This is a genomic window from Butyrivibrio hungatei, from assembly GCF_900101605.1.
Taxonomy (GTDB): Bacteria; Bacillota; Clostridia; order Lachnospirales; family Lachnospiraceae; genus Butyrivibrio; species Butyrivibrio hungatei_B.
Map to the genome: position 1 here is coordinate 76,185 of NZ_FMUR01000007.1, position 14,923 is coordinate 91,107.

General features: G+C 41.5%; 17 protein-coding genes. 16 read left to right on the plus strand and 1 reads right to left on the minus strand.

The window, feature by feature from the left end; genetic code table 11:
• The first annotated feature begins 7 nt into the window (after positions 1 to 7).
• Both BLP87_RS06355 and BLP87_RS06360 read left to right on the plus strand, forming a co-directional pair.
• A complete protein-coding gene (locus BLP87_RS06355; protein WP_074461942.1) occupies positions 8 to 373 on the plus strand; it encodes a DUF1622 domain-containing protein in 366 nt (121 codons plus the stop codon).
• Positions 374 to 1,271: 898 nt separating this feature from the next.
• Positions 1,272 to 1,805 (plus strand): histidine phosphatase family protein, encoded by a 534-nt coding sequence (locus BLP87_RS06360; RefSeq protein WP_074461943.1) that lies wholly within the window; start codon positions 1,272 to 1,274, stop codon positions 1,803 to 1,805.
• Between the two features lie 28 nt (positions 1,806 to 1,833).
• On the opposite strand, the gene BLP87_RS06365 is transcribed toward BLP87_RS06360, so the two are convergent.
• Complete coding sequence (locus tag BLP87_RS06365) at positions 1,834 to 2,682, minus strand: MerR family transcriptional regulator (protein ID WP_074461944.1); 849 nt, start codon at positions 2,680 to 2,682, stop codon at positions 1,834 to 1,836.
• A gap of 145 nt (positions 2,683 to 2,827) precedes the next feature.
• Here BLP87_RS06365 and BLP87_RS06370 point away from each other — a divergent pair, with 145 nt between their 5' ends.
• The 14 genes from BLP87_RS06370 to BLP87_RS06435 all read left to right on the plus strand — a co-directional run bounded on the left by BLP87_RS06370 (position 2,828) and on the right by BLP87_RS06435 (position 14,288).
• Positions 2,828 to 3,049 carry an acyl carrier protein gene (locus BLP87_RS06370; RefSeq protein WP_026513845.1) on the plus strand — a complete coding sequence of 74 codons (222 nt, stop codon included), beginning with the start codon at positions 2,828 to 2,830 and terminating at the stop codon, positions 3,047 to 3,049.
• Positions 3,050 to 3,070: 21 nt separating this feature from the next.
• Entirely contained in the window at positions 3,071 to 4,000 is a 930-nt protein-coding gene (gene fabK, locus BLP87_RS06375) for an enoyl-[acyl-carrier-protein] reductase FabK (protein WP_027208481.1), read from the plus strand.
• Between the two features lie 25 nt (positions 4,001 to 4,025).
• On the plus strand, positions 4,026 to 4,955 hold the full coding sequence (gene fabD, locus BLP87_RS06380) for an ACP S-malonyltransferase (RefSeq protein WP_026655950.1): 930 nt from the start codon (positions 4,026 to 4,028) through the stop codon (positions 4,953 to 4,955).
• Positions 4,955 to 5,695 (plus strand): 3-oxoacyl-[acyl-carrier-protein] reductase, encoded by a 741-nt coding sequence (gene fabG / locus BLP87_RS06385; RefSeq protein ID WP_026667157.1) that lies wholly within the window; start codon positions 4,955 to 4,957, stop codon positions 5,693 to 5,695. Before fabD ends, fabG begins: the two co-directional genes overlap by 1 nt.
• Positions 5,688 to 6,923, plus strand: coding sequence for a beta-ketoacyl-ACP synthase II (gene fabF / locus BLP87_RS06390; protein ID WP_026667158.1), 1,236 nt, complete (start codon positions 5,688 to 5,690; stop codon positions 6,921 to 6,923). Before fabG ends, fabF begins: the two co-directional genes overlap by 8 nt.
• 12 nt (positions 6,924 to 6,935) lie before the next feature.
• Complete coding sequence (locus tag BLP87_RS16415) at positions 6,936 to 7,367, plus strand: acetyl-CoA carboxylase biotin carboxyl carrier protein (protein ID WP_074461946.1); 432 nt, start codon at positions 6,936 to 6,938, stop codon at positions 7,365 to 7,367.
• Positions 7,368 to 7,377: 10 nt separating this feature from the next.
• The gene (gene fabZ, locus BLP87_RS06400; RefSeq protein ID WP_074461947.1) at positions 7,378 to 7,818 is read left to right on the plus strand and encodes a 3-hydroxyacyl-ACP dehydratase FabZ; all 441 of its coding nucleotides are present in this window, start codon (positions 7,378 to 7,380) and stop codon (positions 7,816 to 7,818) included.
• 1 nt (position 7,819) lies between these two features.
• Positions 7,820 to 9,148, plus strand: a complete 1,329-nt coding sequence (locus BLP87_RS06405) for an acetyl-CoA carboxylase biotin carboxylase subunit (protein WP_074461948.1) — start codon at positions 7,820 to 7,822, stop codon at positions 9,146 to 9,148.
• A gap of 3 nt (positions 9,149 to 9,151) precedes the next feature.
• Positions 9,152 to 9,985 carry an acetyl-CoA carboxylase carboxyltransferase subunit beta gene (locus BLP87_RS06410; protein WP_074461949.1) on the plus strand — a complete coding sequence of 278 codons (834 nt, stop codon included), beginning with the start codon at positions 9,152 to 9,154 and terminating at the stop codon, positions 9,983 to 9,985.
• Between the two features lie 19 nt (positions 9,986 to 10,004).
• On the plus strand, positions 10,005 to 10,760 hold the full coding sequence (gene accA, locus BLP87_RS06415; RefSeq protein WP_074461950.1) for a carboxyltransferase subunit alpha: 756 nt from the start codon (positions 10,005 to 10,007) through the stop codon (positions 10,758 to 10,760).
• Positions 10,761 to 10,768: 8 nt separating this feature from the next.
• Positions 10,769 to 12,427, plus strand: coding sequence for an AMP-binding protein (locus BLP87_RS06420; RefSeq protein ID WP_074461951.1), 1,659 nt, complete (start codon positions 10,769 to 10,771; stop codon positions 12,425 to 12,427).
• A gap of 179 nt (positions 12,428 to 12,606) precedes the next feature.
• Positions 12,607 to 12,978, plus strand: a complete 372-nt coding sequence (locus BLP87_RS06425; RefSeq protein ID WP_074461952.1) for a response regulator — start codon at positions 12,607 to 12,609, stop codon at positions 12,976 to 12,978.
• A gap of 172 nt (positions 12,979 to 13,150) precedes the next feature.
• Positions 13,151 to 13,555 carry an amino acid-binding protein gene (locus BLP87_RS06430; protein WP_074461953.1) on the plus strand — a complete coding sequence of 135 codons (405 nt, stop codon included), beginning with the start codon at positions 13,151 to 13,153 and terminating at the stop codon, positions 13,553 to 13,555.
• A gap of 94 nt (positions 13,556 to 13,649) precedes the next feature.
• Entirely contained in the window at positions 13,650 to 14,288 is a 639-nt protein-coding gene (locus BLP87_RS06435; RefSeq protein WP_074461954.1) for an orotate phosphoribosyltransferase, read from the plus strand.
• Positions 14,289 to 14,923: the final 635 nt, after the last annotated feature.

Here is a 14,923-nt window from a genome sequence, read left to right on the forward strand (position 1 = left end):
GACAGGGATGGAAGGACTATATAGTGTTTCTGAAAATGTACTCAGATATGCCGTAGAATATTCCACACTTCTTTTGGAATTATTCGGAATCTGTATTCTTGTATTTACAGCTGTAAAAAGTTTTATATTCTGGCTAAAAAAAGATGAATCTATCAGGCTTGAACTTGCGCAGGGGATAGCGCTTGCGCTTGAATTTAAGCTGGGCGGAGAGGTGCTTAGGACTGTTGTTGTAAGAGAGTGGTCGGAACTCGGTATTCTGGGAGCAATTATCGCACTCAGAGCAACGCTGACCTTCCTGATTCATTGGGAAATTGAAAAAGAAAAAATAGCACTTCAACCCAAAGAGAATATTAATAAAGATACTCCTTCGTGAACCGGTGCCGTTGACTGCAGGATCATGACGGATTTGTCTCGAAGGAGTAAATGATAAAAGAAAGCGATTTCTTTTACAGACGCTTATTTATGAAATAGCGAACAAGAACATTATAGAAAGAAATAAAAAAACATATTGGAATTTGTAGCCGGAACTTAAAGATGATTAATGTAGAATTATTCTTTCTCAGTTTATGGCTTAATAACCATGGGGCATTTAAATTCTCCGGTTTAAATACCCGTCACCAAATCTATTATCTATATCTAAAACCAAACCTGCGATTCCTGCAAACCGCAAAAGCTATTTTCACTTTTTCGTGTGTTATTTTTGTGAAGAAGGTGTGTTCATTCGGTGAACATGATTGAAGGTGAAAATTAATTCTTGTTTTTGCGAAAATGTTTATAATAAAATATCATGATATAGGTGTCGAAAGTCAAAAATGCGTACATGCTTGCATGTTAAGCATTTTGACTTTATGACCCGAACAAATATGAGGAATAAGCAATTTACGTAGTAAATTAGCGGTTTCCGAATATTTGTAGAATTGCGGGAATGACGTAGTCATGGAGCAATTCGTATATCATGATATGTATGATATAGGTGTCGAAAGGGTCGAAAGTTAGAAACTTGAGAAAAGCATCAAAATTTTAAGTATCTATGTTTTTTGATGCTTCAACAAGAAATGAATGGGTGTTCGAAGCATCAAAACTAATGAGAGACGGGATTTTTGTTGCTGTATATACCGTATACTTCGTGATACAAGCATCAATTTTACATGATTTCAAATTTTTTGATGCTTACATATCATTGAGCCGATAAGATGATTTTTGATCAATTACGTAGTGAAATAATTGATTAAAAGCCATAAAATCATAAATGTTTTAAAGGATAATTATATATGGATCATTTTTATTTCGTACGACATGGTGAGACAATTTGGAATGTTGAGAACAAAATCTGCGGAGCGACGGATATTGCTCTGACAGAAAGAGGACATGATCAGGCAAGCGCGGTTGGTCGCATGATCAAGGAAAAGAATATCAAGGCGGATGAAATCCTTACTTCTCCGCTAATGAGAGCATATGATACGGCAAAGCATATCTCCGAAGTTACCGGGATTCCGGTAAGAATAGAGCAGAGGCTTAAAGAGCAGAATTTTGGAATATATGAATCGACGGCCCGTGACGGACTTGAGTTTCATGAAGCCAAGAAGCACATGGCAAGCCGCTTTAAAACCGGTGAATCAATGATGCAGCTGGCGCAGAGAATATATAATCTTTTGGATGATATCAAGAAAGGCGACAAAGAGTATATACTTGTCGCACATAACGGAATCGTAAGGATCGTAGAATCTTATTTCAGGGAAATGGACAATGAAGAGTTCTCAAGATTTGGAATAGATAATTGCGAAGTCAGAAGATATGACTATTGAAAAACACTCCCCATTTGGGGAGCGTTTGTTATTCAACACAGATAAAAAGATATTTAAAATACGTGTGATCTGCTTCTTTATTATATATATTGATAAGACTCACGGAAAAAAGATCGGAGCAGGCTGTCAGCTTGTTCCTTTTTATATATGAGACCATTTTCTTATATGTCTTGTCTATTCCCTCAGCATTGTGATCGTGATAGCAGCCTATGATCTTTCTGCTCGGAAGCGGGAATGTGTCAATATTATCAGCAGGCAAAAATGACAAAGTAAATATATTGTTGTATACGTAATTACCCGCAATAAGGTCTTTATATTCGATAGTAACACCCGAAGGAAATGAGGCGAATGATGAGTCGGAATTCGCCCTTGCCAAGTGGGCTGAGATCTCTTTGGCAACATCGGCGGCATGATACGATGAGGACTTGTCTTTAACTTTCGTTGACGAAAAACTCATGTCCGGAATTATATCAAGGAAAGGCACTCCGGGTTTACACATGTCATATTTTTCCAGGATCCACAGTGCCAGATGAAGTGAGCTTATTTCCTTATTTATAAGAAAAAGTTCGCGTTGCATATCCAGAATTTTTGAATTTACCAATTTTGAGATACTTTCCTTACTGGAATTGTGAATAGTAGTACGAATATCTTTTATCGAACAACCGGCTTTTCGCATTGTGTTAATAAAGAAAAAAGAGCTGATCTGGGATGCGGAATAATAGTGATAGCCATTGTTTGGATCAACTCTGGGAGTAAGAATATCTTGTTCGTAATAATAGCGAAGAGTATCTCTTGTGGTGCCACATAGTTTTGCAAACCGGCTCACACTCAGTGAATACTCTATGTCTTCATCTTCATAATCACTAAATCTTGTCACAGAAACCTCCTTTTAAATGATAAAAAAATATCAAAAAAACACTTGACCTGGGGGTAACACCCAAGTTTATTGTAACAGAGAATTAAGTTTAAACAATCCTATTTTCAGAAAATGGGAAAAAAATCTAAGAAAAGGGAGAAAAAACATGAAAGACGTAAAAGCAACGATTGTACGTATAATTGCAGAGTACCTTGATAAGGAGGAGTCAGAGATCAAGACAACTGATACTTTTACAGAAATCGGACTTGATTCACTTGACATCATGGAACTTGTAATGCAGATGCAGGAAGAACTTGATTGCAAGATCGAGCTTTCTCAGGAAATCACAACAATTGACAAGCTTGCGGAGCTTATTGAGAAGCAGTAATCCGCTTGGAGGACTAAGAAGATGGAAAAAAATCCTGTTTGCGAAATGCTTGGGATTGAATACCCAGTAATACAAGGTGGAATGGCTTGGATTGCCGATGCAAAGCTTGCCGCAGCAGTTTCGAATGCCGGTGGGCTTGGACTTATCGCTGCGATGAATTCAAACGGCGAACAGTTAAGGGCTCAGATAAAAGAGGCCAAAAAGCTTACAGATAAGCCCTTTGGAGTAAATCTGATGCTGATGAGCCCATTTATTGAAGAGGCTGTGGATGTTGTATGTGAAGAAGGTATTTCAGTTGTTACCACAGGAGCAGGAAATCCTTCGAAATACATGGAAAAGCTTAAAGGCGCAAATATAAAGGTCATCTGTGTTGTTGCCAGTGTTGCACTTGCCGTAATGGTTGAACGTATGGGCGCAAGCGCTGTTATCGCGGAAGGATGCGAATCAGGCGGACACGTCGGAGAGACAACGACCATGGCACTTGTACCTCAGGTTGTAGATGCAGTAAACATCCCTGTTATCGCTGCAGGCGGAATTGCCGACGGAAGAGGAATGGCTGCAGCATATATGCTTGGAGCAAAGGCTGTACAGATGGGAACAAGATTCCTTACAGCAAAAGAGTGTGGTGTGCATGAAAACTATAAGGAGAAAGTCCTTAGTGCAAAAGACAGAGACACGATAGTAACAGGAAAGTCTCTCGGTCATCCCGTAAGAGCTTTGAAGAACAGAATGACAAGAGATTTTCAGGCAAAAGAGCTTGATCCCAATACTACAAGTGAAGAACTTGAAGCAATGGGCGCAGGCGCACTTAGAAAAGCAGCTATAGACGGAGACGTAAAGTACGGTTCATGTATGTGCGGACAGATTGCAGGACTCGTTAAGAGCGAAGGAACCTGTGAGGAGATCATCAAGAGCATATACAATGAGGCGATGGCACTTATGGGTGCCTGAAAAGTGGTAGAAAAGTGGAGAAGATATGAATAAAATCGCATTTTTATTTGCCGGTCAGGGGAGTCAGTACGCCGGAATGGGAAAAGACCTATATGAGAATGTAACTGAAGTGAAGGAGTTTTTTGACACTGCCGAAACTGTAAGGCCCGGAACGCTTGATCAGATGTTTTCGGGAACGGAAGAGGAGCTGAAAAGAACAGAGAACACACAGCCTTGTCTTTTTCTGGCTGATATTGCAAGTGCGATAGCATTGGTAAACAGTGGGGTTGAACCTGATGCAATCGCCGGCTTTTCACTTGGAGAAGTCGTTGCTATGGGAATGTCCGGAACGCTCGCCAAAGATGATGCGTTCAGACTGGTATGTAAAAGAGGAAAGCTTATGCAGGCAGCTGCAGATGCGCAGAAAGGCAGCATGATAGCTGTTATGCGAATGGATAAGAGTGAGCTTGAATCATTATGCGATGAATTCGGAGTATATCCTGTCAATTATAACTGCCCGGGACAGATTGTTGTTTCCGGGGAGGAAGACAGGATTGAGAAGTTAAAAGAAGCTCTTTCCGAAAAAGGAGTGAGATTCGTGGCACTCGCGGTGGGCGGTCCTTTCCATACACCGTATATGAAGGAAGCGTCTTTGGGACTACAGGAAGAGATAGGAAACGAAAATCTGTATTCCATAAACGATCCCAAGACTCCGGTATATGCGAATATGACTGCAAAGCCGTATCCCGATGATAAAGAAGGCATAATCGATACGATTTCGAATCAGATATCAAACAGTGTTAAGTGGGAAGAGACACTTAACAATATGGCGGCAGCAGGAATTGACACATTCATAGAGTGTGGCCCCGGAAAAACTCTTTCCGGATTTGTAAAAAGAACTGTTCCCGGAGCAAACATTTATAACGTGAGCGATATTGATTCATTGAATAAAGTTGTGGAGGAGCTGAAAAAATAATGTTAAAGGGAAAAGTTGCTGTAATCACAGGCGGAACAAGAGGAATAGGCAACGCAATTGCGAAGAAATACGCAGAAAACGGAGCAAATCTTGCGATAATCGCCACAAAAGACAATGAGAAGGCGCAGGCCGCTATCGAAGAGCTTAAGAAGAACGGTACAGATGTAAAGTTATATCTGTGTGATATAAAGAACGCCGACCAGGTAACTTCTGTATCAGAAGAAATCCTGGCAGACTTCGGCGGAGTGGACATAGTAGTAAATAATGCCGGAATAACAAGAGACAACTTGCTTCCGGGACTGAGTATTGCGGATATAGACGATGTTATTGACATTAACTTAAAAGGAACAATGTATGTAACACGCTCTTTTATCCGTAATTTTATAAAGAGAAAAGGTGGAAACATCATAAATATAAGTTCTGTTGTAGGACTTATGGGAAATAAAGGTCAGGCAAACTATGCTGCATCAAAAGCAGGAATAGTAGGTTTTACAAAGACTGTAGCTAAAGAATATGGCAGAAAGAATATAAGATGCAATGCCATCGCACCCGGATATATCGCTACCGAGATGACGGCGCAGCTTTCGGAAGCTCAGACAGAGGAGCTCAAGAAGCAGCTTCCGCTTGCAAGACTCGGAAAGCCGGAAGATATCGCTGAACTTGCACTTTTCCTTGCAAGTGACAGATCTTCTTATATCACAGGTGAAGTTATTAAAGTAGATGGAGGAATGTATGTGTAGAGTAGTTGTTACAGGAATGGGAGTAATCTCCCCTGTTGGAAATGATATTGATACTTTTTGGGAGAGCTTAAAGGCCGGAAAATGCGGCGTTGACAAGATAAAGAGATTTGATGCTTCAGGACTTAAGGTTAGTCTCGATGCAGAAGTAAAAGAGTTTGAGCCAAAGAAATATTATGACACCGTTCAGGAAATCCGTAAGTCGGATCTTTTCATGCAGTATGCAATGGCAGCTGCAAGACAGGCTGTTGAGCAGAGTGGAATCCTTGAGAGCGAACTTGATAAAGAGCGCTTTGGTGTATATATAGGATCCGGAATCGGCGGAATAAATACAACAATCCGCGAGACAAGAAAGCTTGATGAAAAGGGACCTGAGATGGTTTCTCCGTTCTTCGTTCCCATGATGATCAGCAATATGGCAGCAGGTGCCGTATCGATCAAGTTTGGCGCCAAAGGCCCCACACTTCCTATCGTTACAGCATGTGCAACTTCAACACATACAATAGGTGAAGCTTACAGAGTTATCAAGCACGGATATGCAGATGCGATCATCGCAGGCGGAAGTGAAGCTTCCATCAATGAACTTGCCATGGCAGGATTCATCAACTGTCAGGCGCTCAATCTTTCAGAAGATCCTTCAGAGGGAAGTATTCCTTTTGATAAGAGAAGAGGCGGCTTCGTGATGGGTGAGGGCGCAGGAATCCTTATCCTTGAAGAATACGAACATGCAAAGAAGCGCGGAGCAAAGATCTACGCTGAGGTTGTAGGATACGGAAACACATCTGACGCTTATCACATCACAGCTCCGGACCCTGAAGGAGACGGCGCAGTAAGAGCAATCCAGGCTGCTGTAAATGAAGCAAAAGTAAGCGACAGTGACGAGATTTATTTCAATGCACACGGAACAGGAACACATCTTAACGATGCGATGGAGACAAAGGCAATAAAGAAAGTCTTTGGTAAGAAAGCATATGACATCCACATCAGTTCAACAAAGTCTATGACAGGACACATGATGGGTGCAACAGGTGCGGTTGAAGCGATTGCTTCCGTTCTTGCACTTAATGACGGAATCATACCTCCGACAATCAATTACAAAGAAAAAGATGAAGAGTGCGATCTTAACTATACGGTAAACAAAGCTGAGGAAGTTGCTGTTGACTATGCTATCAGCACATCACTCGGATTTGGCGGCCACAATGCATGTATAGCTTTTAAGAAAGTTAATTAAGAAAGGGCAATTATGAGTTCATTAAAAGAGTACGGTGATCTTTTTTTAAGATTGAATTTAACAGAGCTTTCTGTCGAAGAAGGAGACTTTAAGATTCAAATGAAAAGAGAGAACTCCTGTAAGACCGAGAGCGTAAAGGTAGTAGAAGCTACACCGGTACAAAAGGAGAGTGCTCCGGACGTTCAAAGCGCGCAGGGAGCGGAAGAAAGTATTTCCGGAACTGCGGTAAACGCACCGCTTCTTGGAATCTTCTATGCATCTGTCGGTGAAAAGAAAGCTCTCAAGGAAGGTGACAAGGTTTCTGAAGGCGATGTACTGTGCACCATCGAGGCTATGAAAATGATGAATGAAGTAAAAGCTCCCGTGAGCGGTGTGATCAGGAAAGTATGTGTTACAGACGGCGCACTTGTAGAGTATAAACAGACACTTTTTGTTATTGAATAAAGAGGAATTTATGAATAGAGAAGAATTGAAAAAGATACTTCCGCACAGAGAGCCGATGCTTCTTGTTGATGAGGCGTATCTTAATGAGGACGGAACGGCAACAGGTTATTACAATGTGCGCGGCGATGAGTATTTTTTACAGGGACATTTCCCCGGAAATCCCATCGTTCCCGGAGTAATACAGTGCGAGATAATGGCACAGTCAGCATGCGTTCTTTTTGCGGATAAGATGGCGAATGGCAGAGTTATTCCTGTTTATACGGGACTTGATAAAGTTCGTTTCAGAAATATGGTAAAGCCCGGAGACAGGATCAGAGTTGACACTAAGGTCATAAGGTCTTTTCATCCCATGTATGTACTTCATGGGGAATTGACTGTAGATGGGAAAAAATGTATGAGCGGAGATTTTTCTTTTGCCATTACGGAAGTAGGAGAAAGAGAGGAAGCGTGACATGTTTTCTAAGATTCTTATAGCAAACCGTGGTGAAGTTGCCGTGCGTGTTATCAGAGCATGCAAGGAGATGGGAATAGAGACCGTTGCGGTATATTCCGATGCAGACAAAGATGCACTTCACGTAGAGATGGCTGATGAGAGTTATTGCATCGGCGGCCCTTTGGTAAACGACAGCTATTTGAACATAAATGTCATAATTACGCTTGCTCAGGCTGTGGGAGCAGAAGCAATCCACCCCGGATACGGTATGCTTTCCGAAAATCCTGAGTTTGCAAGGAAGTGTGAAGAAAACGACATCGCGCTTATAGGCCCCGGTTCCGAAGTTATGGAAAAAATGGGTCAGAAAGAAATCGCAAGACAGATTGCTGTGAGCACGGGAGTTCCCGTTACACCGGGAAGCGATATCCTGCAGAGCAACAAGGAAGCAATAAGATGGGCAAAAGAGATAGGATATCCCGTAATCCTCAAGGCGAGAGCCGGAGGCGGAGGAAAGGGAATCCGCGTTGTGAGAGAGGAAAGCGAATTGATACCGGCTTTTGAGCAGGTAAAAAAAGAAGCTAAGAGCTCTTTTGCAGACGATGCAATTTTTATGGAGAAATATCTCGAGAACGTAAAGCACGTTGAAGTCCAGATTCTTGCGGATCAGAGCGGAAAAGTAATTGTTCTGGGTGACAGAGACTGTTCCGTTCAGCGAAAGAATCAGAAGCTTATCGAGGAGTGCCCTGCGCCTGTTCTTGCCGACAGTACACGTAAAAAGATGTACAAAGCAGCTTCGGATCTTGCCAAGAAAGTCGGATATGTCACTGTAGGAACAGTGGAATTTCTTGTAAAAGGTGATTCATTTTACTTTATGGAGATGAATACACGTCTTCAGGTTGAGCACTCCGTTACAGAGATGGTGTGCGGTATAGACATTGTTGAGTGGCAGATAAGAACTGCAGCCGGAATAAATATTCCTTTTAATCAGGAAGATATCGCGCACAGTAAGCACGCGATCGAATGCAGGATCTGTGCGGAAAATTCAGTGGACTTTAAGCCGTCTACCGGAAAGGTTGAGCTTCTTCATATACCGGGAGGTGTGGATGTCAGATTTGATTCGGCGCTTTACCAGAGCTATGAAGTAACGCCGTTCTATGATTCCATGCTCGGAAAACTTATTGTCTGTGCAGATACGAGAGACGGTGCGATCCGTAAGATGAAGAGCGCACTCTCTGAGTTTGTGCTTGTCGGAATTGACAACAACAGAGAAATGCACATGAAATTCATGGACAATGTAAAGTTTGTAGTTGGTAACTATGACACGGGAATATGTCAGAAGGTTTTGTAAACTATGGAATTAAAAAGTCTTTTTTTAAAAGCAAATAATGAGCTTGAATACGGCGATGTAAAGCACAGAAGCAGAAAGGTTACCTGTAAGAGATGTCAGAAGGAAACAGCCGTAGCCAAGATAAGAAAAAATAATTTTGTATGTCCGAACTGCGGATATTATTTTCCTGTAAGAGCAAGACGCAGAATACTGATGCTCACGGATAAAAGAAGTTTTGTAGAATTGTTCGGAGATCTTGAATCGAGAAATATCCTTGATTTTCCGGAGTATGACAGTAAGCTCCAGGCAGCAAGGGAAAAGAGCCGTGAGAACGAGGGAGTTATCTGCGGAGTTTCAACAATTGGCGGATACAGGACATGTATTTTTGCAATGGATGCAAATTTTATGATGGGTTCTATGGGAGCTGTTGTGGGAGAGCGTATCACAAGTATTTTTGAATATGCTACGGAGAATAATCTTCCGGTTATCGGAGTCACCGTTTCGGGCGGAGCGAGGATGCAGGAGGGGATGATCTCTCTTATGCAGATGTCCAAGGTTTCTGCTGCGGTTAAAAGACATAATAATTCAGGAAATCTGTATATAGCTCTTTTGACCAATCCGACGACAGGCGGTGTTGATGCAAGCTTTGCGATGCTTGCGGACATAACGCTTGCAGAACCCGGAGCAAGAATAGGATTTGCAGGCCCCAGGGTTGTTGAGAAAACTCTTAACAGGGCGCTTCCCAAAGGATTCCAGAAGGCAGAGAGAGTTCTGGAGTGCGGATTTATAGATGACATCGTAACAAGAGACAAGCAAAGGGATTACCTTGAAAAGATACTCAAGATACATAGTGTCTGAGTAAATACAAGAGGAAGATATGAGAGATTATGATATTGTGCTCGGTGCGCGGAGTGACAACCGGCACACGGCAATCGATTATATGAATGCTGTTATCGGCGATTTTATTGAATTTCACGGTGACAGATATTTTGGTGATGACGGGGCTGTTATAGCAGGTATAGGAATGATAAAAGATATGCCTGTAACGGTTATCGGGATTGAAAAAGGCAAAAATACCGAGGACAGAATAGCTCACAATTTCGGAAGCGCTCATCCCGAGGGATACAGGAAAGCTTTGAGGCTTATGAAGCAGGCGGAAAAATTCCACAGACCGATAGTGTGCTTTGTTGATACGGCGGGTGCATTTTGCGGTGTGGACGCCGAAGAGCGCGGGCAGGGAAGAGCCATAGCCGAGAATCTTTATGAGATGTCGGATCTTCGAACGCCTATTTTATCAATCGTGATAGGAGAAGGCGGAAGCGGCGGTGCACTTGCTCTTTCGCACGCGGACAGAGTCTGGATGCTGGATGATGCGTACTTTAGCGTGGTATCACCGGAGAGCTGTGCGAATATCTTATGGAAGAGCACAGAAAAAGCGGATGTGGTCGCGGATGCACTGAACCTTACGGCTGATAAGCTGTACAAACTGGGACTTATAGATAAGATTTGTAGCAATGATGCTTTTGAAAACTTAGAAAACGACATATATGCGGAACTCAAGAAGTTGATGGATACGGATATCGATACGCTTACGGATCTAAGGTATGAAAAATTCAGAAGAGTCGGATATTAGAGGCAAATATGACTAACATATATCAAAGATACTATAAGGAAAAATGTGACAAAGACGGAAATATAGTAGGTATTGAAACCACCTGTGACAATAATTTCAATTTTGCATATGATGTGATTGATAAATTTGCCGATGAATGTCCGGATAAGCTTGCTATGGTTCACAGGAGCACGGACGGCGTAGATACAAGATTTACGTTCGGAGATCTTAAGATCCTTACAAACAAGGCGGCAAACGCTTTAAGCGCACTTGGAATAAAGCGTGGAGATCCGGTAATGCTTCTTTTGAAAAGACGCTACGAATTCTGGATAAGCATACTTGCAATCCATAAACTTGGTGCCGTAGCAATACCGACATCACACATGGTATCGTCGGAGGACATCAAGGAAAGAATTGAAATTTCCGGAGCAAAGGCAGTGATCTGTGTCAATTCGGAACAGATCTGTGATAAAGTGGAGCGCGCAGTTTCGGGCAAAGACGTCATTCAGATCGTAGTCGGAGACAGTTATAAGAACACTGTTTCTTTTGACAGGATCATGGAAGATGCGTCTGCAGAGCTTGATAGGATAGAGACCGATGTAAATGATAATATGCTTTACTATTTTACATCAGGTACAAGCGGAGCACCCAAAGCGGTGATACATGATTTCTCCTACCCAATCGCACACATATATACAGCAAAATGCTGGCACGGTGTTGAATATGACGGTCTTCATCTGACTGTTGCAGATTCCGGATGGGCCAAGTCCGCGTGGGGTAAGCTCTACGGACAGTGGTTTATGGGAACGGCCATAATGGTCTATGATTATGAGCAGTTCTATGCAACCGACCTGCTTAAGCTTATTTCGGAGGAAAAGATAAATACATTCTGCGCTCCTCCCACAATATATAAGTATTTTATTTTGGAAGACCTTTCGCAGTACGACCTTAGCAACCTTCATACTGCAACAACCGCAGGTGAGCCTATGCCTGAGGAAGTTGCGGAGAAGTTTTTTGCCATGACGGGAATCCGTATTCGTGAAGGATTCGGCCAGACGGAGACTGCACTTCAGATATGCACTCCTGCCGGAAAAGAGCAGGTTAAGGGCTCTATCGGTATTTCTTCACCGCTATACAATGTGGCTTTGGTAGATGAGGATAATAAGCCTGTTGCTGTCGGCGAAGAAGGTGAGATAGTCATTATTCCCGATGAGGGCAAAAGACCTATAGGTATCTTCAAAGGGTATCTTGGCGATGAAGCCTTATATAAGGAAGTATGGCGCGGCGGAGTATATCATACAAAGGATAAGGCAATAATGGATGAGAGTGGTCATTTCTTTTTCATAGGAAGAAATGATGATGTTATAAAATCAAGCGGTTATCGAATCGGACCTTCTGAAGTTGAAGATGTTATAATGTGCCATCCTGCGGTATTTGAGTGCGCCGTCACCGGATTTCCTTCAAGAAACAGAGGAGCTGTCGTAAAGGCAAGCATCATTCTAAAAGAGGGTGTTGAAGATACCGGAAAACTTGGAACCGAGATTCAGGAATTTGTAAAAAAGCGTGTTGCTATATACAAGTATCCCAGAATAATAAAGTTTGTTGAAGAACTTCCGAGGACAAGCAGCGGAAAGATTAGCAGAGCCCGTATAAGACAGGCGGATTTAGCCAGACTCAACAAAAAATAAGCTGAAAAATCGTGCTATATTTATCAATATTTTATTTGAAAAATGTACGTTTTTGTAGACATAATATATATATGATATAGGTGACGAAAGTCATGGAGCAATCCGTATATCATATGATATAGGTGTCAAAAGTCAAATCGTGCCAATTCGTTGATGTTTCAAATAAAGGAGACCACGTTATGAAGAAGGTATTGATAGCAGATGATACAGCATTATTCAGAGAGATGATAAAGAATGCGCTTAGCTCCGAAGAATATCATATTGTAGGCGAAGCCGTTACCGGGGACGAAGCAGTCGATATGTATAAAGAAAAGAATCCCGATCTTATGGTTCTTGACATAAATATGCCTAAGATGAACGGGATAGATGCATTGGTCGCTGTGAGGAAATACGATCCAAAAGCACGTGTTATCATGTGTTCCGACCAGAAATATGAAGGAATGATAGTCCTGGCAATAAAAAAGGGAGCAAAAGACTTTATCGTTAAGCCGTTTAATACTTCGGATGTTTTGAGAGCGGTGAACAAAGCTTTTGAAGAGGGCGAAGGTTAATAAATTTACGATAAGCGAGGCTATATAATGCTTGTAGCCTCGTTTTTCTTATTATATGATAGCGAAATGTTTTTTCAGTGAATACGAGGAGTGAAGGAGTTCTTTTACACTGGACAATAATAAAGTGCAATGTTAGAATACATGCATAATCAAGCAGAAGAGGAGCAATTATATGTTAAAGCAAATATCTATCTATGCAGAAAATAAAAAAGGATGCTTACAGAATGTTACAGGTATTCTTTGCAGAAACGGAATCAATATTCTTGGATCGGTAACCAATGATTCTGCAGAATATGGAATAATAAGAATGGTTGTTTCAGATCCTGAAAAGAGCATCGAAGTACTCAGCAGCGAAGGCTACATTTGCAAGACAACTCCTGTTCTTGCCGTTGAGTGTCAGGATGAAGTCGGATCTTTGGATAAGATCTTAAAGACCTTATTTGACAGCAATATAAACGTAAATTACACATATCTTTCTTTTAACCGTGATTCAGGTCTTCCTATTATGGTGATCCATACAGACGACATTGCACAGGTTGAAAACATCCTTATTAATAGAGGCTATAATTGCATCTGATATAAGATATAAATTATAATGGTATTGTAAGTAAATATGGTAATAAGATTTAGGTTGTTTTGTTGTTTGCCGATGGGCTCATAGGAGGGTACGCATGCAAGGATACAAAAAACTTGAATACACCGGAAATACTGACGTAATTCTTCGTTATACAAAGGGGCATTTCATAACCCCAAATTCCCATGTTAATTACTATATTGATCTGTGTGATACCAAAGCAAGAATGAAAGAGGCTCGTGCGGCCGGTGAATCGCTTGCTGAGATGTACATGTCTTCCGATGTTATCGATACGATCCTGTGTCTTGACGGAATGGAAGTGGTTGGCTCATACATGGCCAATAAGCTGACTGAAGCGGGCATACTATCCATGAATTCGCATAAATCCATGTATATTACGGCTCCGGAGTACAATGTCAACGGTCAGATAATGTTTCGTGAGAATAATCAGCACATGATAAATGAAAAGAAGGTGCTTATTCTCATCGATTCCGCAACAACCGGCAGAACATTGAAGAGTGCGCTTGAGTCCATAAGATTTTATAAAGGGGAAATTGTGGGAATATCGGCTATCTTTTCTTTGGCCACCCAGATTGAGAATATTCCGATCCGCGCGTTGTTTACGATACGTGATCTTCCGGATTATTCGACTGCTCCACAGGATTCCTGTCCTATGTGCAAAAACGGAATTCCCGTCGATGCGATCTGCAACGGATTTGGATATTCGGCATTATAATTTGAGGTATTTATGACGGCCGTTCTGATCCGGTATCCATCCGGAAATGTTTGTGTTCGGCTGCGCAGCAAATCATGTAAACTCAAAAGCAAGAACCTGCTTCCTTTCACTTTGTTCAAAAAAGTCAGCAGGTTCTTGCTTTTATCGTTTCATGCTTTGTCTGCTCGTCCGAGAACTGCACATTTCCGGATGGATACTCGGATCTGACCGGCCTGTCATTGAATCTATCAATATATGTAGATATAATACACTAAAACAAGAAAAAGGAGCTGTCGCACTAAGTTAGTACGTAATATATCGGATGTGTTTAATCTCTTAGGAAACAATAAAGTATGACTTTTTAAAGCATTTCTGCGCAATAAAGTCATACTCCCCATATACTTTCTACAAAGTTAGAGGGGCTGTCACTTTAGATGAATCCTCCTAAGTAATCATCTAAAACGACAGCCCCTTTTATCATGCATTATTTTCTTTTTCTTCTTCTAATTTTTTAATAAGCTTATCTATTTCTTCTTGTGATAACATAGTAGAGTTATTACTATTACTTACTTCTGCCATTCTAATCCCTCTTTTCTCAAATATGAACAAAAAAACCAATCGATATATTTATATCATACGCTTCATCATAAAGAAAT